The 25,868-nt window shown below is 41.9% G+C and carries 17 protein-coding genes; 4 read left to right on the top strand and 13 right to left on the bottom strand.

The window, feature by feature from the left end:
* Positions 1 to 90 precede the first annotated feature (90 nt).
* The 8 genes from WFY05_RS03465 to WFY05_RS03430 form a co-directional block, all read right to left on the bottom strand.
* Positions 91 to 4,320 (bottom strand): hybrid sensor histidine kinase/response regulator transcription factor, encoded by a 4,230-nt coding sequence (locus tag WFY05_RS03465; protein ID WP_340111333.1) that lies wholly within the window; start codon positions 4,318 to 4,320, stop codon positions 91 to 93.
* A 377-nt stretch (positions 4,321 to 4,697) separates the two neighbouring features.
* The gene (locus WFY05_RS03460) at positions 4,698 to 5,255 is read right to left on the bottom strand and encodes a hypothetical protein (protein ID WP_340111332.1); all 558 of its coding nucleotides are present in this window, start codon (positions 5,253 to 5,255) and stop codon (positions 4,698 to 4,700) included.
* Between the two features lie 367 nt (positions 5,256 to 5,622).
* On the bottom strand, positions 5,623 to 7,098 hold the full coding sequence (locus WFY05_RS03455) for a sulfatase (protein WP_340111331.1): 1,476 nt from the start codon (positions 7,096 to 7,098) through the stop codon (positions 5,623 to 5,625).
* Between the two features lie 12 nt (positions 7,099 to 7,110).
* Entirely contained in the window at positions 7,111 to 8,451 is a 1,341-nt protein-coding gene (locus WFY05_RS03450) for a BNR-4 repeat-containing protein (protein ID WP_340111330.1), read from the bottom strand.
* Positions 8,452 to 8,567: 116 nt separating this feature from the next.
* Positions 8,568 to 9,479 carry a ThuA domain-containing protein gene (locus WFY05_RS03445; RefSeq protein ID WP_340111329.1) on the bottom strand — a complete coding sequence of 304 codons (912 nt, stop codon included), beginning with the start codon at positions 9,477 to 9,479 and terminating at the stop codon, positions 8,568 to 8,570.
* Between the two features lie 3 nt (positions 9,480 to 9,482).
* Positions 9,483 to 10,856, bottom strand: coding sequence for a Gfo/Idh/MocA family protein (locus WFY05_RS03440; protein ID WP_340111328.1), 1,374 nt, complete (start codon positions 10,854 to 10,856; stop codon positions 9,483 to 9,485).
* 51 nt (positions 10,857 to 10,907) lie between these two features.
* Complete coding sequence (locus WFY05_RS03435) at positions 10,908 to 12,152, bottom strand: DUF6807 domain-containing protein (protein WP_340111327.1); 1,245 nt, start codon at positions 12,150 to 12,152, stop codon at positions 10,908 to 10,910.
* A 26-nt stretch (positions 12,153 to 12,178) separates the two neighbouring features.
* Positions 12,179 to 13,222, bottom strand: a complete 1,044-nt coding sequence (locus tag WFY05_RS03430) for a uroporphyrinogen decarboxylase family protein (RefSeq protein ID WP_340111326.1) — start codon at positions 13,220 to 13,222, stop codon at positions 12,179 to 12,181.
* A gap of 180 nt (positions 13,223 to 13,402) precedes the next feature.
* On the opposite strand from WFY05_RS03430, the gene WFY05_RS03425 reads away from it, so the two are divergent.
* Positions 13,403 to 17,173 (top strand): beta-galactosidase small subunit-related protein, encoded by a 3,771-nt coding sequence (locus WFY05_RS03425; RefSeq protein WP_340111325.1) that lies wholly within the window; start codon positions 13,403 to 13,405, stop codon positions 17,171 to 17,173.
* Here the strand turns inward: WFY05_RS03425 and WFY05_RS03420 are convergent.
* The gene (locus tag WFY05_RS03420; protein ID WP_340111324.1) at positions 17,160 to 18,620 is read right to left on the bottom strand and encodes a sulfatase family protein; all 1,461 of its coding nucleotides are present in this window, start codon (positions 18,618 to 18,620) and stop codon (positions 17,160 to 17,162) included. The genes WFY05_RS03425 and WFY05_RS03420 overlap by 14 nt on opposite strands.
* Positions 18,621 to 18,677: 57 nt before the next feature.
* Complete coding sequence (gene queG / locus WFY05_RS03415) at positions 18,678 to 19,619, bottom strand: tRNA epoxyqueuosine(34) reductase QueG (protein ID WP_340111323.1); 942 nt, start codon at positions 19,617 to 19,619, stop codon at positions 18,678 to 18,680.
* Positions 19,620 to 19,659: 40 nt separating this feature from the next.
* On the opposite strand from queG, the gene WFY05_RS03410 reads away from it, so the two are divergent.
* Positions 19,660 to 20,577: a Ppx/GppA phosphatase family protein gene (locus tag WFY05_RS03410; protein WP_340111322.1), complete on the top strand. Its 918-nt coding sequence runs from the start codon at positions 19,660 to 19,662 to the stop codon at positions 20,575 to 20,577.
* Between the two features lie 24 nt (positions 20,578 to 20,601).
* On the opposite strand, the gene WFY05_RS03405 is transcribed toward WFY05_RS03410, so the two are convergent.
* From WFY05_RS03405 to WFY05_RS03395, 3 genes are all read right to left on the bottom strand, one after another.
* Positions 20,602 to 21,951 (bottom strand): MATE family efflux transporter, encoded by a 1,350-nt coding sequence (locus tag WFY05_RS03405; RefSeq protein WP_340111321.1) that lies wholly within the window; start codon positions 21,949 to 21,951, stop codon positions 20,602 to 20,604.
* 10 nt (positions 21,952 to 21,961) lie between these two features.
* Positions 21,962 to 22,426, bottom strand: coding sequence for a MarR family winged helix-turn-helix transcriptional regulator (locus WFY05_RS03400; protein ID WP_340111320.1), 465 nt, complete (start codon positions 22,424 to 22,426; stop codon positions 21,962 to 21,964).
* Between the two features lie 61 nt (positions 22,427 to 22,487).
* Positions 22,488 to 23,297, bottom strand: a complete 810-nt coding sequence (locus WFY05_RS03395) for an XRE family transcriptional regulator (RefSeq protein WP_340111319.1) — start codon at positions 23,295 to 23,297, stop codon at positions 22,488 to 22,490.
* A 301-nt stretch (positions 23,298 to 23,598) separates the two neighbouring features.
* Here WFY05_RS03395 and WFY05_RS03390 point away from each other — a divergent pair, with 301 nt between their 5' ends.
* Complete coding sequence (locus WFY05_RS03390; protein WP_340111318.1) at positions 23,599 to 24,888, top strand: putative DNA modification/repair radical SAM protein; 1,290 nt, start codon at positions 23,599 to 23,601, stop codon at positions 24,886 to 24,888.
* A 92-nt stretch (positions 24,889 to 24,980) separates the two neighbouring features.
* Positions 24,981 to 25,754, top strand: coding sequence for a TIGR03915 family putative DNA repair protein (locus tag WFY05_RS03385; RefSeq protein ID WP_340111317.1), 774 nt, complete (start codon positions 24,981 to 24,983; stop codon positions 25,752 to 25,754).
* Positions 25,755 to 25,868: the final 114 nt, after the last annotated feature.

The raw sequence follows: 25,868 nt of genomic DNA, 5'->3' as shown, positions 1-25,868 counted from the left end.
TTAACCTGGTGACAAAATTTGGGATTACATTTATAGTGAGACAGATTGGCAAGACTTCAATTAACAACTACTTTAAATAATTACGCTCATTCAAGAAGATTTAGGTGAATATTTATGAGGTACAACCCCAAACATTTCTTTGAAGCACTTCGAGAAATATCCCAGATGATTGAAGCCCACTTCATACGCAACTTCAGTAACGTTACCAAAATTCTGTTCAAGCAATTGCGCAGCTCTTTTTAAGCGAATTGTACGTATGAACTCTGAAGGAGCCTGATTGGTCAGCGCATACAATTTTCGATAAAAATTACTCCTGCTCATGCCCATTTCTGTGTATAACTCCCCGACGCTGAATTGCTCATAACTTATATGATGTTCCACGATCTCTATGGCCCGGTTCAGGAATCTTTCATCTACCGGGGTTATGGAAATATCTTTAGGCTTTAAAGTGACTTCACGAATAAATCTTTCTCGCAACTGCTTCCTTAATTTGATAAGGTTTTCAACTCGTGCTTTTAACTCTTTAATTTTAAAAGGCTTAGTGATGTAGTCGTCAGCACCTGTTTTCAAACCTTCTATTTTGTTCTCCAAATCGGCTTTTGCAGTAAGCATTATTATTGGAATGTGGCTGGTTCGCTCGTCGTTTTTTAATTGATCGCATAGTTCTATTCCATCCATTTTGGGCATCATAACGTCGCTAATGATCAAATCAGGAATGGTTTCAAAAGCTTTTTTAAGACCTGCACTACCGTCAATTGCTTCGTCTATCCGATAATTTATGAGGTGTTCATGAATGAGGTCCCGTAAATCTCTGTTATCATCAACAATCAGTATAAGTGGAATTTCATTATCGGTTTGAAACGCTCTTTTTTCTTCGGTAATGGAAATTTCTTCCTCGGGCAATTGAGTTGATTCTACATTTTTAATGCTTTTATCGTCGATTATCACATATTCATTTTTGTTCAGGTGGTTAATACCAAGAGGTAAGCGGACAGTAAACCTACTCCCGTTACCCGGTTCACTTTTTACATCAATTTCGCCATGGAGTAAACTAACCATATCATGGGCCAGCGACAGACCAATACCTGTGCCACCGGTTTCATTTTTTACGGTTTCATTTGTCTGATAGAAGAGGTTAAAAATCTTATCTAAACTATCTGCAGGAATTCCGGGTCCGGTATCGGACACTGAAAATTCTATGGTTTGGGAGGCCCTGTTGAATCCTTCGCTAAGATATTGTGCTGATAAAACAACTTTACCTGCCTCAGGAGTGAATTTAAATGCATTGGAAAGCAGGTTAGTTACTATCTTCTCCAGCATGTCCGGATCAAACCAATTCTGTTTTTTCACCAGAGGCAGATGAATCTTGAAATTGATGCCTTTAGCTTCTGCAAGTGAAGAAAAACTGCCTGATATTGTATGGAGTTTTTCCAGAACATCCCCGTGTACTAACTTTTGCTTCATATTGCCATTCTCAATTTTAGAAATGTCAAGCAGTTGATTGATCAGATCCAGTAAGCGATAGGCATTTCTTTTTATTAAACTGAGCTTTTTATACTCTTTCCCCGACCGTGATTTACCTTCCTGTAATTCTTCAACAGGGGCAAGTATTAGTGATAATGGTGTCCGGAACTCGTGAGAAACATTGGTAAAAAAACGGCTTTTTATACGATCGATCTCCAGTATTTTCTTATTCTTTTCCTCCAAAATTATTTTTTGAGCTTCTATCTCTTTCTGGTGTGCTTTTATTTGCAGGGTACGTTCATTTACCTTTTTCTCCAGAACCATTTTTTCCTTGAGTAGCTGATGCGTTCTCCATCTGATATATGTAAAAATTAAGGACACAATTATTATCGTATAAAATGCATAAGCAAGTTTGGTCCTCCACCAGGGAGGGAGGATAGAAATTCGGAGTGAGGTACCTTTTTCATTCCACACCTGGTCGTTGTTTGAGCCGCTAACCCAAAAAGTATACTCCCCGGGTTTTAAATCGGTATATTCTGCATAATGTTTGTTCCCTGCATAAATGGTATCCTTATTCAAACCCACCAACCTGTATTTGTAACTGTTCTTCTCCGGTTTGGTAAAATCGAGGGCTGCAAATTCAAAGGCGATAAAGTTTTGGTCGAAAGGCAAGTTAATCTCCTGTGCATAAGTAATAGGAGTTTTTAAAAATGAATCTTCACCAGGTTTAACGGACTTGTTATAGAGTTTAAAATCGGTGATCACTACAGGCGGAATGTTGAGATTTTCTTTAATACTGTCAGGATAAAAAGAAACAAGCCCCTTATCAGTTCCCAAATACATCATTCCATTCTCGTTTGGCAAATATGTAGCACAGTTTATGAAATTACTTAAAAGTCCATCGTTAACAGAATAGTTTTTAAAACGCTCAGTCCGGGGATCGAACATAGATAATCCATCAACTGTACCGATCCACAAATTCCCATTTTTATCCTCCTCAATACAACGTAATAAATTATCGGGCAATCCATCCTTTTCTAAATACCTTTTAAAATGAACCTTACAGTTTTCCGAGTTTTTTATTGGACTTGTAATAAGTTTGTTAAGGCCACCACCATAAGTTGTAAACCAAATAGTCGCGGGTTGAAAGTACTTACTTATTAATTGTCCAATTATCCTGTTACAGCTTATACTTTCAGGATCATTAGGATCATGCAGATAGCGAATTCTTAAACTGGGACTAATAACGTGATTGGAATCTTCTGTAAACGGAGGTATCCATCTGGATGGGCCATACCACGTAGGATTCCAGACCTCTCCGGGAATTTTTGCCGGCAAACACGTGTCAATAATATGAAAGTTTGCTTTGTCATTCATTATTAGAAATGTATCATTTCTATACATGAAATAATCAGTACCAACACTGACCATCATATCTCCATTATCACATTCAATTAATTCATAGATACTATTAGTTTTGGGGTGCTTCGGATCAATTGGATGGTATTGGATATCAACTATATCTGGCCCATTCGTCACCAATTTATTTAAGCCCTTTTGCCATGTTCCAACCCAAAGTGCTCCATTTCTATCCTCCAGGAGGTTATGTATGGAGTTTCCACTTATACGATCATGATGGTACTTTCTAAATTTTTGTCGTTTTCTGTCATAGCTATATAGTCCATTTTGTGTACCTATCCATAAAGTTCCGGATCTGTCCTGAAGAATGTTTGTAGTAGTTTCTAATTTAAGACCTGGAGGAACATCCGGGACATTTGTTAAACAGGTAAAGTACGAACGTTTCTTTAAATTGTACAGGGTTTTGTTGGGAGCTGCCAACCAAATAAAATCCGGACTGTTTACAAGCAAAACTTTCATAAACGTAAAGTAATCCCACGTTAAACGTATGTTGTCGTTTGGAACTTCCCAAAATTGATTTACATTATTTTTTGGATGATACCTGTATATTCCCTGTGATGATCTGATCCAAAGGGCACCGGTTTCATCTTCTTCTATCTTAAATATGATATCCTTCGTCGACTTTGTCAATCCTTCGTGTTCGGGCAGAAACTGAGGTTGAAATTTTTCTTTCTTTTTATCAAATTTATAAAGCCCAAAACCTGTACCTACCCAAAAGTTATTTGATTTATCCTCAAGGATTGTATGAATTTCGTTGGACGGGTGATCTATGTTGTCCGGCTGGATTTTGTAACTTGTAAAGGTTTTGGAATCCCGTTTATACTTATACAATCCTATCGTTGTACATACCCAGAGTGTTCCGTTCAAATCCTCATTTATTGAAGTGATAAAATACGGGAATCTTTCCAGTTTATCTCTTTCAATTGTGCTGTCTAAAATTAACTCCGTAAAAACTTCATTTGTTTTATCAAACGTATATAATCCATACCATCCCGTTCCAATCCAGAAAATACCTTCCCGGTCTTCGTAAATTTCTTTAATTACATTTTTGCCATCAAATTCTACCAGTGGAATTGGAAAATAATGTTTAAACTTTTCTTCTGTTGAACTGACACAGAATTTATTCAACCCGCCCTCTGTGCCAATCCACAAATCTCCGTCGCTGTCTTCAAATATTACATGAATGTTTTGATTGGAAAGCGACAACGTATCTAAAAGATTATGTTTGAATTCTTTAAAACTGTAACCGTCATATCTGAATAAATTTCTTGTGGTACCGAACCACATAAAACCCTTTTTATCTTTTATAACAGCGCTTACATTTCCTAAAACACCTTCAGGATCGAACTTTTTAAGTTCCAGTTCCTGGGCAAATAAAATGGGCATTATTGTCCAAAACAGAAAACTGGTCAGAAGATATCGCGGGATATACTTCATGGTTTTTTTAATATAAGTTTCAATTCTAAAATTTAGTATCCGGGATCCTGTTTCAATGAATTAGGCTAATATTTAATATTCCCGGCTACGGCTCAATTACCTGACGAAACATAAAATCGCCGGGGAAGTATTTACACTTTTATCGCACATTATTTAGAACCACTGAGAGCCTATTGCTTCTAACTCAATTTATTACAAAATGTTACAATTTTTATACTCCATTTTATATACGTATGGTTCAAAGCTTTCATAATTTGTTCAAAATGGAATAATAAAACCGGGGCAATGAGGATGCTTTTTGAAAAAATAAATCAAAAATTATTGGAAACAATAATCAATCTATGCGAAAGATAAAGCACCCCCATTACCGGTATTATTTAGAAATGATTTATGCCTACTACAAATATTCCGGTCTTGTCCATGCATCCCGATACCGTGTGGCATGATTTATCAACACAGCAATTGAATAGGGTTTTCGAGAACGATTCCATCATTGATGTTGCAGCGTTATCCAAACGGTAAATTACCAGGTCGGATTCATTACCCGCTTGTCCGTAGTATTTGGTATTTTCATAATTCAGGGTAAGTGTTAAAGGCCGTTGTAATTGTGTGTTCTCCATACTGATGACATAGGATACGCTTGCTGTATTATCAAGAGATAAACTAGGTCCATACTTTACTGTGAGTGTGGTTAGCGAAGGCACGGCAAATTCAGGAATTAACAGGGTTACCTTTTGATTAAGGGCCTCAATAAGAGCTCCCTGGGGCCCAATCTCAAATTCTTCAGAGTCAACGGACAACACCGGATAATCATTCAGGGGACTGGTCAGGTCAGGATCATCACAAGAAGTCGAAAGCAGAAGAAGCAGAAGAGATATTGAAAATACAACTCTCAGCACAGCTGATATTACAGTTGAATATAGGTTCTTTTTCATGGTTTTGTTTTTTTGGTTAAACATTTACTCAAATTGCTATTGAATTTGAATTACTTAATCTCCTTCTTATTTTGAATGAGAGGGATGTGAGAACAGGAAAGTATATCCGTGTGCAGATCTGCGGTAAAAGTCCATTTGTAAAATTACGACAACATGAAGGGCTAATGCTACCACTGATATCCCAAAAATTGACACATATTATTCAAGACGAATATGATTTGTCAAGAATGAGTATTGTAAAGATACATGTGGAAGAGGGCAACTGCTTTAAATCCACTAACAGATAGTCAGCAGGGCGAAACTACAATCAGAAAGTAATAATTAACTGGCATGTTCCTTGAAACCGCATACTACAAATAATAGTATTTTATTGATACAAACCGGTATCTCCCATTTTCAGAAGGGGCATCAGCTTTTCTACAATTTCAGGATATTGGGCAGCAATGTTTTTGGTTTCGTAAGGGTCGGAGTTATGGTCGTAAAATTCAATTTGCGGTTCTTCTTCTCTGAAATATTGAGTTAATCGGTAATTCTCAGTGCGAACTGTGATACCATTTCTGAAATATCCGTAAGCAGCTTCGTTCCAATCTGAATTTGAATTATGGAGCAGCGGAACAAAACTGTTACCATCGGTTTTGTGTGCCATTGCAACACCGCAAAGTTCCATTAATGTTGGATAAATATCTACAGAACTGATTACTTGTTGGATGGTTTGTGCTTCTTTTTGTCCCGGTGCCCGAACGATAAAAGCACTTTTTAATGCGCGTTCAAAAAGGGTGTGCTTTCCCCAAACCCGCTGATCGCCGAGGTGCCAGCCGTGGTCACCCCAAACTACGACTATGGTATTTTCTGCCATACCTTGTCTTTCCAGTTCATCAAGCAGTTTGCCAATTTGTGCATCGGTGTAACTGATGCAGGCATAATAAGCATGCCTTAGTTTTTTAGCATATTCATTTGAAACCGGATGCGAAAGGGTGGCTTTTTCATCGGTAAGTTGATAGCCATTTAATTCGCCGCTGTTGTGCAGACTCGCTAAGTTCACATGTTTAGGGATAGAATCGAAAGGAGCGGTTGCAAGTTCTTCTTCGGAATACAAATCCCAGTATTTTTTAGGAGCAGTAAAAGGTAAATGCGGCTTGAAAAATCCAACGCCCAGGAAAAAAGGTTTTTCGGTTTTAGCCAGATCTTTGAGCTTGTTAACAGCCAGTTCAGCAGTGTAACCATCTGCATAACCCAAATCATCAACATCGGCATTTTCGTAGGGTTTTACCTGCCTGTTGAGGCTTTGACGATTTTCGCCATCGGCATATCCAAAAAAAGCGTTCCAGCCGGTTTCCCATTTGGCCGGATTAAACAAAAGCTCGTCCCAGCTTTCAGGAAGTTCTCTTTTGTCGCTTACCGAGTCGTTGTAGCCATAAAGCAATCCATCTGCATAATGACTGATCTTTCCGATTCCAACCGTATAATAGCCATTATTCTTCAGGTGATGAATAAAGGATTCAGGACCATTGGTTTGTGGTTGTTCGGCAATAAATTTACGGCAGGCTTCATTGCTCAAATATCCTCGCCCAACAGGCAGCATCCCCGTCAGCATGCTGTACCGCGAAGCCCCGCACGTTGGAACCTGCGCGTAATGATGAGTAAAAACTGCCCCCGATTTTGCCAGCTTATCGAGGTTGGGAGAATGAATAGTCTGATTTCCGTAACAGCCTAGCTCGGGACGCAGATCATCGACACAAATAAAAAGAACGTTTGGCTGAGTTTTTTCCTGTTTACTTTTAGCTTGTGGCTTACAAGCAGCAAGTAATATTATAATAAGAAAGATGATCTGAAATTTTGGCATTATACAACTGTCTTATTCGTCGATCATATATTTAATGCGGCTGTCGAAATTAGTGTAGTGAATGTACTTTTTGTTTTCCATCCACATGACCACTGTTTTTGCATCATTCGATTTATTACGTGCCACATAGGGCCGTACCTGGTCGAATTCGGAGTTGCTAGTGATGGGAGTAATTTCCCAGGTTTCTCCGCCGTCGGCAGTTATGTATTTTTCAATTTCAAAACGCCCGTTAATTTGCCTCGAAAGGTAAACCGTTTCCGGATGGGCAGGATCGAAGGAGAGGTTACCCATGTAATGTGGTTCGCGTTCTACTTCGCCTTCGGGTGTTTGAGGAAACCAGCGGCCTGCTTTGCAAATTTCATGATCTATCCAGCTTGCGTTTTTCGCATCGTACCAGGCGTAATGATAGCGGTGGTCGGTTTCTTTAGGATGGCGCGAGTACAGGATCACCGGTTGGTTGTCTTTCACCACAATGTCGGCAATCCATGATCGCCCGGTTTCTTCAGTAGCCTTGTAAACCATAGAGGCATCTTTGGGTTCAAACGGAAGGTCTTCCAGGGTGCAGATTTTGCTGCCGCCAGCTTTCCAAAAGGCGCCATTTTCATAATAACAGTAGTAAACTGAATTGAGTGGTTCAACACGCGGATGTCCGTCGGTGAAAACCATGTGGATTTTCGATTTCCCGTCGGAGTAATAATTTACATAAGGGCGGTTTCCGGGAGTAAAAGGATTATCGCTAATGATCACATATTTTTCGCTCCAGGTTTGCCCGTTATCTTCCGAAATGATTAGGTTGGGTTTAAAACCTGTCCAGCGCCCGAAAACGAAAAGCTTGTTGTCTTCTTTTGAAAGCACAAAAGGATTGGCGTAAGTATAGGTTTCGCGCGGGAAACGTTTTAAAAGATCTTCATTGGTTGGTTTAAAATCTACGGGCGCTCCAAAAGAGCTGATGTCGCCACCGTTGCTGGTGGTGTTCATGATCACCCCTTTTTTTGTGGAATGCCAGGTGTACATGGCCAGAACATTTCCATCCGGAAGAACTGTAAATGCCGGATTATCGTGATCGTCGAATTGCAGTTGCGGATAAAGAATTTTATATTTTTTCTCGCCTGAATTAAGATCCAGAGATGCTGCTTCTACCGAACCGTCTTTCTTCACCCAGCCTGTAACGATCTTATCATCCTCGTAATAAATTGCCCGCGGATTTGAAAACCAACACCAGGCACCGTCGTCGGTCAGCGTTTCTATTTTTGCTTTTTCAGGTTCATTTTGAGCTGCCTTTTTCTGCTTCGACGAAGTGCAACTACCCAGTACAATTGTAATCAGTAATACCGGAATTAATTTGAGTCTCATATTTGTTCTGATTTTGTCGCACGAAGATATCAAAAATGTACTCAGGGCACAAAATTGTCAAATTCTTCCGCGCACAAATCTTTGTTTTGGCAGGCAGTAAACTCTTTTCATTGTCATTATAAATTTGGCGTATCATCACATTTAAAATCACCTGTAGCATACTGAATTCCATCCAGAAAAAATTTTAGCATACGCGGATTCTCAAAACTTTGAGCATTGTGCGATGGCGAAACGTAAAACACACGTCCTTTACCATGTGGTTTTATCCACGAGACATATCGAATGTTCCCCTCGATCGGTTTGGGTTTGTTGGTCAATTTATCCGTGTCCATGTATAAAAGCGGTCTGAATTTCTTTTCTTCGTAAGCCTTATTAAAAAGATAAGGTTCATCGACGTGGACAAATGCTTCACCTTGAAAAGCTTTTAGTAAAGGATGATCGATATCCGCCAGTTCAAGTGTTACTTCTTGTTGTGGTGGATGATAATCGAAGCTGCCTCCGACCATCTCGCTAAAAGGCATCGAATTGTTTTGCATAACAATGGCTCCATGAACAACTACGAGGCCACCTCCTTTTTTTACATAGTCGATGAGGTTTTTCTCTAGTTCAGCTGCTTTTTTCTTTTGCTGCTCCTTGCTCAGGTTTTCATCTTTTTCCAGTGCATCCAGAATCAGGTCGCGTCGTGGCCCAACCGAACAGGTATTGTTGAGTACCACTACATCGTATTTTTTTAGATTGCCGGATTCGAAACAATAAATATCCTGGGTGATTTCAGCGGTGTAGGCTCCGCTTTTATCCCCTAAAACTTTAACAACCTGACTGGTATGAGGAGTGACCCAGTGATCGAATCCCGTGAAAAGATCGAAAACAAGTACTTTTCGGGCTTTTTGAGGCTGTACTTCGGAATGCTCAGGCGCCAGCCCCACAATCTTCTGAATCCAATCTTCCGTACATTCAAACTCTTTTTGCTGGGCAACTGCAATATGACTGATCGCAATCAGCACCAGGAATATGACTCGTATCTTCATTTTTTAAGTGTTTATGTAGTTTGTTCCGTAAGGATATCGCTGCGGGCGGCTTAACATCGAATTGGCCAGATCGTTATTTTTGAATCGTTCGGACTGTGGATCCCATTCCAAAATTCCGGGGATTTTCATGGCAATGTGGCTGATCAAACAAACCGAGCAGGCGCGGTGGCCGATTTCGGCAGGAGAAATGGGTTGTTTGCGCGATTTAATGCAGTCAAGCCAGTTTCCGTGTTGCTCATCACTCACATACAGTTTTATTTCATCGTCGCCAATCACCGATTTCAATATATCTTCGCTACTGGCATCCAGTGCTTTTGTTGCACCTTCGGGAATTGGATCGGAAGCCGTTGCACGATAAGCTCCGCGGGTAACAAAAATCCATCCGTCTTCTCCTTCGTAACGAATTCCATTAGGGAATCCACCGCTTGTATAAACTGTAATTCCGTTGGCATATTCTTGCTTTACCATAAAATCACCGTGTACGTTCCAGTCGCCCGATTTTGGGAATTGAGCCACTGCTTCAACCGAAATCGGTCCGGTGTATTCCGTATCCATACCCCAGGCGGCCGAGTCGTAATGGTGTTGTCCCCATCCGGTGATCATTCCTGCGCCATAATTCTCGTGGCGTAACCAGCCGGGACGGCCATATCCTTCCTGCGGATGCACCAGGTTTTCTTTGTAATCAACTTCGGGAGTCGATCCCAGCCACATATCAAAATTAAGGTTCGAAGGCACAGGGCCGGTTTCGAAAACAGGACCTGAAGGGTCGCCCGGCAATCCGACTTTCACGGTATGCACTTTTCCAATTCGCCCGTTGCGAACCAGTTCGGCAGCTCTTCTGAATTGCGCAGAGGAACGTTGCTGTGTTCCCATCTGAAGAATTGTTCCCTGCCGGTTTACAATATCACTTAACTGGCGGCCTTCGGAAACAGTTAACGAAGTTGGTTTCTGAAGGTAAATATCTTTCCCGGCCAATGCTGCTTCAATAGCCGGTTGAGAATGCCAGTGATCGGGAGAGCTTATAATCACAGCATCAATATCTTTGTTGGCAAGCAAATCTTTATAGTCACCATACATTTTTACATCAACAGGATTATCGCTGCCGGTTTTCTCTTTGTAAAAATCTTCAACGAGTTTTTTTCCGTCTTTCATCCTGTTGCTGTCGACATCCGAAACTGCAATTATTCTCGAGATATCGTGTTGCATGGTTCCCGGCATGTCGTGTCCACGAGCAATTCGGCCACAGCCAATCTGACCTATATTGATTTTATTACTCGGCGCACTGGCTCCAAAAACAGAAGAGGGGATAATGGTTGGAATAACCAAGGCTCCCGCGGTTGTGGCCGCTGTATTTTTCAGAAAATTTCTTCGTTTCATTTTGTTTTGATTGATTTAAGAATCTTTTAATGGTTTCGTTGTGAAGTAAATTTAGTTAATAAATTCTACATGAGGATTGGACGCAAAACTGTTCCAGTATTGTTCTGCCTTTTCAGGTGAAAGTTTCCCGTCAAAAACGATCATTCTGTATTTCAGGGCATAATCCGTGTGGGCATCCAGCTTCCAGTCTTCATGTCTTATCGGAACAAATTCGAAATACATATCACCGCGTCCGCCATTTGCATCAAGCGGCCAAACCCGCATTGGTTCCGGGTGCATGCGGTTCGAGGGGTGACTCAAAAATAATATCCCGGAACGTCCCTGTTCGGTATCCGTTTCGCCTTCAACAACGCACCAGCGTGCATTCGATCCGTCGGCATCCGCGCGTGTTTTTCCTTCCGAAGTAAGTACAGTGCAATTGTCTTTATCCCAGCTTTCGGTAGCTCGCCATCCAATTCCTCCTCCGTAACGGTAAGCATCAAGCAAAATCCCGTCTTCAAGCGGGCAATTTATCGATGTAGTGTAATCGATCATCCAAATGCCCTCTTTGACATTCCATACTCGTACATCGAGGATCTCATTCATGGCAATTTGGTCCTCGCCTTTTGCACCAAAATCAATGTGTTGTTGCAAGGCTTTAAATCCACTGTAGATTGCTCCCTGAGTTTCACCTGTAAATCCGGCGAATTTTACAGTTCCCTCGCCTTTGATCAGGTTCCAGAAATCAACTTCGCGTTCGCCAATATGAGTTTTTGTCCAGGGACCCCAAATGCCGTAGTGGTGATAGTGGTCAGGTGGTTGAATGCGTGTGAGAACTTTCCCGGCGGGTGACCACAAGGGATGGATATAGCCGGATCTTTTAAATAAGGGATCAGCTTCTTTGGGAGGGAGTGTTACCGCATATCGGTATTTCAATATCGGTTTATTATGCTTTTGCAGGATGAGGTCCTGATTGTCTTTCCTCAGCTTAACTCCATCAGAAAAATCGGTGTTGATATTTGCCAGTCGTAAAACAAACTGTCGCTCGCTGCCCTTTGGCGTTATGCCATCTAACACGAACCATAATCGGGTAGTATGTCCGTTTTCGATTTGCGAAGGAATGGCTTTTTCACCCTGCCCGGTAATTTCATAAAGCACAAGATTTCCCTTGTCGTTGTTGTAATTTAATCCATCCAGCGAGACTGAAACAGGTGCATCAATTCGATCTGTTTTTGCAGAAACTTTGAATTTAGCCAGATCCTGAGCCAGCAAAGAGTTGGCGAATAGAAGTATGCCGATGAAAAGAATTATTTTCATATGAATAGTTTGTTCGTTTTTGAGTACTACAATTTAGGTACTACATCATCAATAGTTTCCTTAAACGCCTTGATGTTTTTTGTACTAACATCCTGTGGCATTCCTCCTCCGCATGACCAGATTACCCGTTTCGGATCGCCAAAATCGAGCACCATTTTTCGGGTTTCTTCTCGTACCTGTTCCGGTGTTCCGGCCGCCAGCACATCTCGTGGAGGAAGATTGCCGATCAATGCTACTTCGGGGCCGGCCAGCTCGCGGATCTCTTTCATGCTGTGTTCAAAACTGAAATTGAAAAGATTTACACCCATATCTTTCAGGTAGGGTGTTGAGATCAGTCCCTGCGCATCGTTATGGAAGAAGTTCAGTTTTGAATCGAAGGAATTAAAAATACGCTGTATATATGGTACGGCAAATTCTTTGCATTCATCGTCGCCAATAAAACCAACAATGTCATCCAGGAGAAGAATACCTTCGATACTCGGAAACATTTCTTTTTGATGTTGAACCCAATCTATCGAAAATTGTGTGATCGTTTCCAGCAGTTTGTGGCTGTTCCCGGGATCCATCATCAATGCCATCATAAACTCGGTAGTCCCCATCATAAACGAGGAGATATTCAAAGGGCCGCGTGCAACTGCAAATTTTATGTCGTGTCCCATTTCACGTATCGGAGTTTGGTAATTCACAAGGCGCTGAATGATAAATGGCAACAAACCATCGGTTTTGGGATTAGGAACTTTTAATTCGGCAGCTTCCGAAATTTCGTTGATCACCTTGCTCGCATGCGGCAAATTGTATTCGTTCCACACCAGTTTGGCGCCAAATGCTGAAGGTTCGGTGCACATGCCAAATTCTGACCAGAAGCCAGGCAGAAAAAGTATTTCAGGAAAAGTTTCAATTGCTTTTTTGTTGGCTTCAAACCAAATTTGTTCTGATGAATAGAATTGCAAGGTTGAGATGCCGGCCCATCCGGGAATCCATGGACTATCGATGATAAAGCCGGTGAGCGGTTTTTGAGGAAGTTTGCCGTTAACAGTGTCAAGCAGCAATTGCCATTGTTCGTTTGTCATTGATTTAGGTATTTGTTTCCGATAAAGATAATAGTGATTCCACAAAATCGGAATTTTTAACAAGCGAAGTTTGGTAAGTCTTGGTGTAAATTGCTGAATTTGTTGTTGTGGTCTGTTTGCATTTGATAAATTTGTAAACGTCGACTGTTTTTCAGGAAATAAAAATTTATGTCGAAAACTATGAAACCATTACTTCCAATTTTGCTTAGCCTGTTTTTTTGTTCATACATATCTGCCCAGGAAATAGAATTTCTTCCTGATGACTGGCAAAATCCGGCCGTTTTTGAAAAGGGACAGAATGCCCCGCATGCTTTTCATATGCCGTATAATTCAGCAGAAAGAGCCATACAGAATCTGCCAAAAAAGTGCGAGAATTTTCAGCTGCTCAACGGGAAATGGAATTTCCTTTGGGTGGAAACTCCCGACCAGGTTCCTGACGGTTTTTGGGAGCCTGATTTCAAAACAAAAGACTGGGATGAAATTATGGTGCCGTCGAATTGGCAAATGGAAGGATACGGACATCCAAAATTTCGGAATGTGGCCCTGACATTTGAAAGCGATCCACCCAATATTCCGGATTATTACAATCCGGTGGGCTGTTACAAACGCAAATTTGAACTGCTGCGTGCATGGGAAGACAAGCAGGTAATACTGCGTTTCGAAGGTGTGAAATCAGCATCCTATGTTTGGATTAACGGCAAAAGAGTAGGCTACAATCAGGGTGGTTTTGAGCCTGCCGAATACAACATTACTCCTTTTCTCGATCGGGGAGAAAACGATATTTCAGTGGAAGTACTGCGTTTTAGTGATGGCTCTTACCTCGAAAATCAAGATATGTGGCGTTTGTCGGGTATTTACCGCGATGTCAAACTTTACGCTCAGCCTCTTACCTATATTCACGATCATTATGTAACTACCGATTTAGATGATGAGTATAAAGATGCCGTCCTAAATCTTCAACTGGACTTAAAAAATGTGAGACCAGACTCGGTTAAAGTAGTTGTGGGAATGGATGTTTTTGATGAGGAAGGAAGATCGATATTGCAGGAAGGGGTGCAGCAGAAGGCGGTAACTGTAGATTCCTTATCCGATCAGAAAATTGTTTTGTCAACACTCGTTGATGATCCGCCAAAGTGGTCGGCAGAATTTCCAAATCTGTTTACGATTCTGGTTGTTTTAAAAGATGAAAACGGAAACACCCTTGAAGCTTTCACGCAAAAAATCGGTTTTCGAGAAGTTGAATACATTGACGATATTCTCACGGTGAATGGGGTGCCGGTAAAGTTGAACGGTGTAAACAGTCACATGCACGATCCGAAGCATGGGCAGGCGGTGCCGTTAAAAACTTTGCAAACCGACCTTGTTCTGATGAAGCAGAATAATATTAACTGCGTTCGAACCTGTCATTACCCGCCAACACCTGAATATCTCAGCATGGCGGATGAACTGGGGATGTACATTTTTTCGGAAGTGGGGGATGAGGCGCACAGTAATCTACAACTCTCGGAAGATCCCGCGTGGACCGAGATGTATCGCGATCGTTCAAGAAAACTGGTCTATCGCGACCGCAATCACCCGGCAGTAATCGTTTGGAGTGCCGGAAATGAATCAGGCAGCGGGCCAAACGTTCATGAGGTGATTAAAACAGGAAAGGAAATTGATCCGAGTCGCCCGGCCTGGATGTATGGCGGAAATACGTTTTATATTCCGTTTGAAGATATCGTAGGGCCGCGTTACTGGACACCGATGGATTATAAAAATCTTGCTGAAGGGAAAGAACTGCCTGAGAATGACCGGCGGGCTTCGTTTATGGACGAGTACCTGGCAGCGACCGGGAACGGACTTGGTGGTATGGATGAATACTGGGAGTACATCTGGAAATATCCGCGACTGACCGGCGGTGCGATCTGGGACTGGATCAGCCCGGGAATTGAAACGCCACATTGGATCGTTCCAGATCTGTCGGAAGCTAATAACGATGGGCAAATTATGGGACGACCGGTTTTTCAGGAAGGCAAAAATGGTTGGGGATTGGAATTCTCAGGGCACGACGACTGGGTGGAGTTTTACCGCGATCCGAGCCTCGATATTAGAGGGAATCAGCTTACTATTTCGTTTTGGGTGAAACCATTCGAAATACCACAACCCAATACTTTTCTGGCAAAAGGCTGGCATGGCTATGGAATCAGGATGGAAGATGCCCAAACATTGGAGTTCTACATCAACAGCGGGAAACGAGTTTCGGCTAAAGCAAAAGTAGGCGACGATTTTTACGGCAAGTGGCACCACATTGCAGGAATTTACAATGGCAGCAGTCTTCAACTTTATATCGATAATAAGCGGGTGGCAACAACAAATTTCAATGGAAATATTAGTTCAACTCCATTCCCGCTTTGCATAGGTCGCGAGGCCGAATCACAGGATCAGGGCGAGTATTCAGGCAGGCTATCAAAAATGGTGATCGACGAGGTGAAAATCATTCCAAAAGCCATGAATATCGATGTGCTTGAAACCTCAAGCGACGGTGCCGTTTTGAACCTCGATTTTGAAAAGGATACCATTGTCGGCAGTTTTTATTCGGTTGGTTTGGGAGGACGAACTTATGGCATTATTTGGCCCGATCGGAGTGTACAGCCCGAAATTCATCAGATCAAAAAATCGGGGCAGCCGGTAAAAATTGAAGCGATAGATATCGAAAATGGAAGATTCAAAATCATAAATCGTCACCATTTTAAAAATCTGAAAGTCTTTGATGGATTTTGGGGAATTGAAGTGGATGGAAAACCTTCGCAAGATGGTCTTTTTGAATGCGATCTGGCACCCGGCGATACTACCGAAATTTCAATCGATTACCGTCGTTTGCGCATCGATTCACGGCAGGAAGCAATAATGACCGTCGGTTTTATGCTGAAGGAAGATAAGGATTGGGCACTAAAAGGACACGAGATTGCCTGGGAACAGTTCAAAGTTCCAACCGATTTATTTTTTGTGGAAGATGTTGAGGATGATAAGGAAGTAAATTATTCAGAAGATGAAAATCAATTAATCGTTTCAGGAACAAACTTTCGATATGTGCTAAACAAGAATACGGGAGAACTGACATCGCTGCAATTCAAGGGAACTGAATATTTGAAAAGCGGTCCGGTTTTCAATGTTTGGCGGGCACCAACCGCCAACGATATTGATCCATGGGGAAATATCATGTTCAGCCAGAGTTACCGGACACCGGGTTACGGACGAAGCATCGTTAACCAGTTACGGACGCTGGGAATGCGCGATCTGAAAACACAGGTTGATGAAGTGGAAGTGATTCAGCTAAAAGAAGATGAAGTAAAAGTTAGTATGAAAGTATTTTCCAATTCGTCGCTGTCTCCCAATCGCCGGTTTAGCTGGTTGGGTTACTTTTCAGCATTCGAACGAAATGAAACATGGACATTTTCTGCTGACGGGAAGATTGAGTTGGAGCAGGAGATCATTCCAAATGGGCCGATGCCCGATATGTTGCAGAAACTTGGGCTTCAGTTTGAATTGCCTAAATCGTTCAATACGGTTGAATATTATGGTCGCGGACCTTTCGAAAATTACCCGGACAGAAAAACCGGAGCAAAAGTAAGCCGCTACCATTCAACAGTCGATTCGATGTATGTACCCTACATTATCCCGCAGGAATACGGTAACCGCTGCGATATGCGTTGGTTACAGGTTCAAAACGATGAGGGTAAAGGACTACTAATAAAAGGTGACGATCTGCTGAATTTCAGCTTGCATAAATATAGCACCGATAACCTATCGCGGGCCATGTACACCTACCAGTTGCAGGAAGCACCAAATACAATTTTGAATGTAGATTACGAAGTGTCAGGAGTTGGTGGTACCGCAATTCGTCAACTACAGAGATACCGTGTTCGGCCAGGTATCAGGACGTTCAAAATATCGATTACTCCGTTTTAATGTATTTCCCTATTTCCCGGGTTCCGGAACCTTTCGCCAGGCCAATGTTCAGATCACCCAATTCGGTGCGGGCTGCCTCTGCAACTTTCATCAGTTCGGCAGCTTTTTCAGGGTAGTAATCAATTACGTTGTATTGTTCGCCGGGATCGCGCATCATATTGTACAATTCAGGCTGTTCAACTTTCATAGGTATCCGCCGACCTCCGTGACCATCCTTCCCCGGTTGGGTATCGTACGACATCCAGGTGTGAGGCAACACGAGTTTCCAGTTGCCTTTTCGAACTCCGTTCAGGTTATTTTTTCCGTAGTAAAACAAAATGGTTTCGCGTGGTTCTGCTTCGGTATTTCCTTTCCAGAGTTCAACTACACTGGTTCCGTCAATCTGAAGTTCCGGTAGCGGAGCGCTTGTAATTTCTGCAAAACTCGGCAACAGATCAATCGCGCATGCCAGTTTGTTGCATATGGTACCTTCGGGTGTTCTTTCGGGCCATTTTATAATAAATGGAACGCGCTGACCACCTTCCCAGCTGGTTGTTTTCCCTTCACGCAATCCACCTGCCGAACCGGCGTGGTTCCCATAATTCAGCCAGGGGCCATTATCAGTAGTAAAAATAAAAATCGTATTATCTGCAATGTGGTTTGTTTCCAGCGCCTTTCCAATTTCGCCTACACTCCAGTCAATTTCCATCATTACATCACCATACATGCCCTGTTCGCTTTTTCCGCGGAATTTATCGGATACGCCTAAGGGGATATGTCCCATGGAATGTGGCATGTACAGGAAAAATGGTTGGTCGGCATGTCGATTGATATAGTCCACCGCTTTTTCGGTATAACGGGTAGTAAGTTGATTTTGTCCGGCGAGAGTAGTGATTAACTCTATGGTTTCATTACCTTCTATTAAAGGAAGGTCAGGATAAGTGTCCCATCTTTCTCCTGTTTTTCTGTTACCATCAACGTCGATTGGCCACATATCGTTGGAGTAAGGCAGTCCAAAGTATTCATCAAAACCATGTTGAAGTGGGAGGAATTTCTGCAGATGACCAAGATGCCACTTTCCGAAAATACCTGTTGCATAGCCTTTGGTTTTTAGCATTTCGGCAATGGTAGTTTCTTTGGGATTGATGCCTACTTCACTATCTGGAAAAAGAGCTCCAGAAAATCCGATCCGGTTGGGGTAGCAACCTGTAAGTAAACCTGCACGCGAAGCACTGCAAACCGGTTGAGCTGAATAAAAGTTGGTAAAACGCATTCCCTCTGCTGCCAGTTTATCGAGGTTGGGTGTAGTGTATCCCGTAGCTCCGTAACAACCCGCATCACCATATCCCATATCATCGATAAAAACGAGTACGATGTTGGGTAGCTTTTCTGTATTTTCTTCATTGGATTTATTTGAGCAGGAAATGCTTGCAAAAAGAATAAGAAAAACGGCGATGAGCTTTTTCATTTTGTTGGTTTTAGTTGGTTTTCGAAGTTAGTGATAAATTACCTGAACATTCAGTATTTATTCTTCCTTGTTTGACGCTAAAAATTTCAGGTTTCGTTGCAGTCCTTTAAATCCGGCTCGTTTGACTGCAGATTTTCTGAATAGTTCATTAAAAAGGGGGCGCTCCATATTTTGCCATTCTTCTTTTTTTAGTTGAAGGAGTTTGGGATGAGCTTCAAATCCCGGCTCCTTGTGTGGCTCCGATTTCAGGTTCCAGGGACACACATCCTGGCAAATATCACAGCCAAAAACGCGGTTTTCAAAATGTGCTTTTAACGATTCATCCAGTTCGCCTTTCACTTCAATAGTTTGGTACGAAATGCATTTTCGTGCATCCACCACACGGTCGGCCACAATCGCTTTGGTTGGGCAGGCGTCAATACATTTGGTGCAGCGCCCGCAGTGGTCGGTTACCGGCTTTGGTTTGTCGTAAGGCAATTCAATATCCACGATTAGTTCACCGATAAAAAAGAAACTGCCATGTTCGAGCGAGATCAGGTTGCTGCTTTTGCCTATCCAGCCTAATCCTGCTTTTCTGGCCCAGGCACGTTCGAGTACCGGTGCGGAATCCACAAACGGGCGTCCCGAACAGGGAGCAATTTCATCGTTTATAAATTGTAAGAGCTGTTTAAGTTTGTCCTTAAATACAAAGTGATAATCAGTACCATAAGCATATTTCGATAATACCGGTGCAGAATTGTCTTCCTGAGTATGATCGGGATAATAATTTTGAAGCACAACGATGATGCTTTTTGCATTTTCAATCAGCAATTCCGGATTAAGGCGCTTATCGCGGTTTCGAGCCATGTAGCCCATTTCGCCATGCATGTCATTAGCCAGCCAGTCATCCAGACGGGATTTGTCTTCAGTTAAAAACTCAACTGGCAAGATGGCACAATCCAGCAATCCTAATTCATTTGCTTTTCCTTTTATTATATCGGATATTTGTTTTGGTATCATCCAACTCAAATTTAAAAATAAACTTTCAATCTTCGCATTTATGCGCATTGCTGTTATCGACCTGGGAACCAACACCTGCAATCTCCTTGTTGCTGAAATGAGCAATAAAGACTTCAAAATCCTACATCAAAGCAAGCAACTGGTGAAACTGGGTGACGATAAAATTCGGGATAACGAGATCAGTCCGGCGGCAACAGAGCGTACAATTGATTCTTTTCGAATGCACAAAAACATCATCAAAGAATTTAATGTTGATGCGGTTCGCGTTATTGCTACTTCCGCAGTGCGTTCGGCGGACAATAAAGTGGAATACCTCGAAAAGTTGGGAGAAGAAAGTGGCTGGTTGGTAAAAGTTGTTAAAGGTGAAAAAGAGGCCGAATTAATTTTTGAAGGTGTATTGCTTGCGTTCAAAAAGCTTGAAACCACAGCAGTGATTCTCGATATCGGTGGCGGTAGTAACGAACTGATTCTGGCAAAAGATCAGGATTTACTCTGGAAAGAAAGTCAGCCAACGGGTATGGCTCGAATTATCAATCAATTTGAGTTGTCGGATCCGATTCAAAAGAATGAAATCGCAATATTGGAAAAGTATTTTGCGGAACAACATGTTAATACAATTATACGATGTAAAGAACAAGAGGTAAAAATGCTGGTTGGCTGTTCGGGGGCTTTTGATACCATTGCTGATATGATTGACGGAGTTGAGCCGGGCGAAAAACAGCGAACTACCCAGGAAATAAAGCTGAATGATTTTTATACGATCTATAACAAACTGATTACATCGACCCGTGAAGAACGAATAAAAATGAAAGGGATGGATCATGTTCGGTTGGATCTGATCGTTCCGGCGGTGATTTTGATTGAGACGCTTGTTAAAACTATCGGCATTAAAAAAATTGTACAAACCGATTTTGCTTTGCGCGAAGGTGTTCTCTACGAACTCATGCATAAAAATTAGTTCTCAACAGCTTCTTACGACAGTTTACTGCTTGATATCCAGTTTTCTGATTGTTCTTTTCAGAAATAGAAAAGCCATAATTCCCACACTGGTGTTAGCCGTGAATCCTGCCCAGAATACACCGTTTATACCCAGTAATTTTGACCCAAGCCACGCTAAGGGTACATACAAGATCATCATTCGGATAACTGAAAACACGGCGGAAGGCAGTGGTTTGTTAACGCCGTTAAAGCTTGAGGTACTTAGCATTACAAGCCCCTGAAAGCCATAGCTTGCACCGATGATATAGAAGTAGCTTTTGGTAATTTCAATCACATGAGTATCGTTTGTAAATAACGAAGCAACTGCCTGTCCAAAGAGGAGCAAAAGCAGAAAGATCAAAATCCCCCAGCTTATTGAAAAACGTGAAGAAACTTTTAATGCTTCAAATATTCGCTGAAATTTTTGTTTGCTCAAATTCTGACCAACAAAAATGATCAATACCGATCCTAAAGCAATAATGGTCATTAAGGCAAACATTTCAACCCGGGAAGCTACACCAAAAGCGGCAACAGCTTCTTTCCCAAAGCGGGATAAGATTTTGGTGATCAATCCGATGGAAACGGGTGTGATTAACAAGGTGAGCGAAGCCGGAACGGCAATGTAAAGCACATTTTTCCATGTTTTTACGATGTGTTTCACCGGTCCGAACTTTAGCGTGAGCAACTTTTCACGTTTCACCAAAATAAATAAAATGGCTACCAGTCCAACAGCTCGTGCTATTACAGTGGTAAGTGCTGCTCCGGCAATCCCCATTTCAGGGAATGGACCGATTCCAAAAATCAGCAGGGGATCGAGGATAATATTTGTGACAGCGCTAATCAGCATGATCATCCCCGGGGTAAAAGTATCGCCGGTAGCACGCACAATATTGTTTCCAATCATCGGAATAACAACAAATGGAGCTCCGAAGTACCAAATGCTCATGTAGTCGGAAACATAATTAAGTACGTCGTCTTGTGCGCCAAGTGCAGTAAATAATGGACGAATGGTTAGCAATCCGATGACGACAAAAATCAGCACGTTGATCACACCGAGCAATATTGCCCGGCTGGCCATCATCTTTACTTCACTGCGCTTGGCATGAATAATGTTTCTTGAGACAAGGGAACTGGTTCCAATACCAACACCTTGCGAAAGACTATTAAGGAACATTACAACCGGAAAACTGAAACTCATTGCGGCCAGTTGGTGTACTCCGAGTTTCCCGACAAAATAGGTATCAACCAAATTAAAAATAACCATCCCGATCATTCCCAGCAACATGGGCCAGGTAAGTCGCGAAAGTTGTCTTAAAATGTTCCCTTCAGTTAGATTTCTTTTTCCTTTTACCATTAATTCTGTACTATTTCAACTTTTTAAGTTGTTCAAGTTTGAATAGTGCATTAGCTTGCATTCTGTCGAGGTAACTAAATACTTCGGTTCTTTCTTCTTCGCTAAAACCATCCAGCAGAATTTCGGTCCACGAGGCAAACACCATTTTAAGCGATTCCAAAATCTTGTGGGTTTTATCGGTTAGCATTATCCGATGCATTCGGGCATCCTGTTCGGCCGTGAGACGTTTAATGTATCCGTTTCGTTCCAGGATGCTTAATTGAGAGGTGATCGATGATTTATCCAGGTTTAAGTTTTTTGATAGTTCGAGTTGTGAGATGCCTTCCTTTTCCGCTATAAAAAGCAAGGTCCTTATCTGCGCCGGACCTATCGAGTAGGTTTTGAATTCGCTTTTAAAATAAATGTGCGAAGTCTTCGATAACTCATTGATCAGCTTTCCGGCCGACTTGTAATGCTTCCCTCGATGCTCTTGCATGATGCAAAATTAGGTCAATTAGTTTGAATTCAAACTAAAATTCAGAAGTGTACAGAGATACTTAAAGATTTCTTTTAATCTGTTGTTTTAAGGATTGGATTTCGGTTTTAAGTTCCTTTACGGTTTGCATAATCACACTGATATCACTTTCCGGTTCAGGGATTTCAGTATTCAGGTAACAAACAAATTTCCAGATCTCTTTTATTTCAGATACAGGAACGTCGTAAGGCTTATATTCCGTGTTGAGTGAAATCAAACGCAAGGAGTGTTTTTCTGCAATTTCATTCTCTGCCATTTTGAAGACAATGCCTTCATCGCGGGTAAGTACAATGTATGCCTGTTCGTTTTTTACGTCGAAGAAATCCTGGACAAACTCACCAATTACAACTGATCCGCTAGGAATCGGTAACATGGAATCGCCACTGATGGTGAATGCCCGGTACTTTTTTTCTTTCGACAAGAAGGGGAGTTGAAAAACCGGGAGTTTGCCAATGTATTCGGGATCGGCAAAACTGGTGACGTAACCAGCCTGTGCTTTTTCGTTCACAAACTCAATGTTGTCGTTATTTCCCGGATCAACTGTTGTGGCAATCACCCTTAAGTTGGTGCCGCGTATAAAAACGTCAAAACCATTTTGCAGGTCGGTGAACTGCATTTCTGAAAGCCGGCTTAAATCGACATTGATCAGTGTGTCGATGGCAATGCCAAAGTGTTTCGAATACGCCTGTAACTGTGGTACCGTTGGTTGACTAATTGAATTTTCCAATGCATTTATGGTGGTGCGTTTCAGATTAAGCGCCAGAGCTATTTCGTTTTGTGTGCGCTTCTTTCTGCTTCGCAATAGTTTGATGTTGTTGCTGAAATGATTCATAAAATAGTATTGTTAAGGACTAAAGTCCTGTTCTCGAGCGATTTTATAACCCCAGGCTTAAGCCCGGGGCAAAAAAGAGAACCTATTCCCGGCTTTAGCCATTAATTTCTTTTATCAAAATTAGCAAATATTCTTGTCGGTTCAATAGAAATGATTAAATTATTATCGTCGAGATTGATAATGATATTATCAATTGGTCATGAAAACAATTTCCATTAATTCCTGTGGGCTTTGCCCAAACATTGAGGTTTCAGATCCCCGGTATTGACCGGGGATTTTTTCACTACAAAAATCCATTGCCATGAACGAAACAGTTGCCAAAAAACTTCAGATACTCTCCGATGCGGCCAAATACGATGTATCGTGCGCTTCGAGTGGAAGTAACCGGGCAAATCGTAGCAAAGGAATCGGGAATGGAGTGGCATGTGGTATTTGCCACAGCTTTACCGACGACGGACGTTGCGTAAGTCTGTTTAAGATATTGATGACCAACCACTGCATTTACGATTGTGCCTATTGCATAAACCGGCGAAGTAACGACCGGCCACGTGCTACTTTTACGCCGCAGGAAATCGTTGATCTGACCATTGGATTTTACCGCCGTAATTACATTGAGGGTTTGTTTCTGAGTTCGGGAGTAATAAAAAGTCCCGATCACACGATGGAGCGAATGGTGTCGATCGCCAAAAAGCTGCGCACCGAAGAAAACTACAACGGTTACATTCATTTAAAAGCCATTCCCGGAGCGAGTGGTATGTTGATTCATGAAGCCGGAATCTGGGCCGACCGTTTGAGTGTAAACATGGAAATACCGACCGAACCTAATCTGAAAAAGCTGGCACCCGAAAAAAATTACCCCGATATTATTTCACCTATGGGACAGATTCGCGATTCGATTCTTGTGGCAAAAGAAGAGCGGAAGAAATACCGGAAAGCGCCGCGTTTTGCACCGGCCGGACAAAGTACGCAGCTAATTGTTGGTGCTTCGCCCGAAACCGACAGGCAGATCATTTTACTATCGTCGGGATTGTATAAAAAACAAAACCTGAAACGCGTGTATTTCTCGGGCTACCTGCCGGTAAACGAGTACGACAAACGCTTGCCTGCCATTTCGAGGCCACCGCTGGTGCGAGAAAACCGACTTTATCAAAGCGACTGGCTGATGCGGTTTTATCGTTTCAAAGCCGAAGAAATCCTGGATGAAGATCAGCCCTTTCTCGACCTGGATGTCGATCCGAAACTGGGCTATGCACTTCGAAACATGCATTTATTCCCGGTTGATATCAACAAAGCAGATTATGAAATGATCTTGCGTGTTCCGGGAATCGGGGTACAGTCGGCACAAAAGATTATCCGGGCACGCAAACACCGCCGATTGACGATGCTGCATCTGAAAAAACTGGGGATTGTAATGAAACGTGCTAAATATTTTATAAGCACCAACGAGCTTCCGGCTTCGTGTTCCGACTGGGAGCCGCGACGATTGAAACATAAATTATTGAGTGAAATGAATGCTAAATTCAAAAAAACGGAGTACACGCAACTGAAACTTTTCACCGATTTTAAACCTGTGTTGCCAACGCTTCATTAGTTCAAAGTTTAGTGTTCAGAGTTTTAAAGTAGATGTTAATAGAATCAATTAATCAGTTTTACAATTTCACAATTTAGCCATTGAAACCGTTGATGAAGATATATACCTACGATAATAGTTTTGAGGGATTCTTGACGGCCGTGTTTGAGTGTTACCGTTGCAAAGACATTCCGGTTGATATTTGCTCGAGGGCAGGAGAACAGCGTTATCTTTTTGTCGAGAGTGTTGATATTGATACTGATCCGAAAAAAGCAGAGCGGGTTTGGAAGGGCATTCAGGATAAACTTTCGGGGAAAAATAAACAACTTCTCTTTTATGCTTTCCTGTCTGAAGAACAGGGCATCGAAATGAAGATCTATCGTTTTCTGCGACGTTTGTTTAGTGGTTACGTAAATCTTGAAACTGATTTAGGCGATTCGGATGTGCTATACCTGACACAAGCTTCACAAAAAGTAAAAAAGGAGGCCATGCGCATGTTGCAATTTGTAAGGTTTCAGCGCACCAAAGACGGCATGTATTTTTGTGGCATCGAACCCCGATACGATGTTATACCTCTAATTCTGAAACATTATCAAAAACGCTTTGCCGATCAAAAGTGGCTGATCTACGATGTTCAGCGAAATTATGGCATTTACTACAATAAGAATAAAGTGGAGGAGGTGGAAATTTCGAAGAAACAGTTTAATACCTATAACGGACAGGTAAAAAAGGCTTTGCTTGATGAAGGTGAAGACTTTTACCAGAAACTCTGGCGCTCATATTTTAAGCATATAAGCATTGAAGAGCGTAAAAATCTGCGTTTACAACGCCAGCACATGCCGCGGCGGTTTTGGCGGTATTTGCCGGAGAAACAGGAGGTGAAGTGAGTGTTCGGTAATACCCTGAAAATATCTTTTGCAGCCTTTTCCTGATGAAGTGATTAAGAACGCGTTAGCATGCTATAAGCTATTTTTTTATTTATATTCGCAACAGTCAGCATG

This window comes from Maribellus mangrovi (assembly GCF_037646455.1).
GTDB classification, from domain to species: Bacteria; Bacteroidota; Bacteroidia; order Bacteroidales; family Prolixibacteraceae; genus Draconibacterium; species Draconibacterium mangrovi_A.
This window is presented reverse-complemented; position numbering and strand designations above follow the sequence as displayed.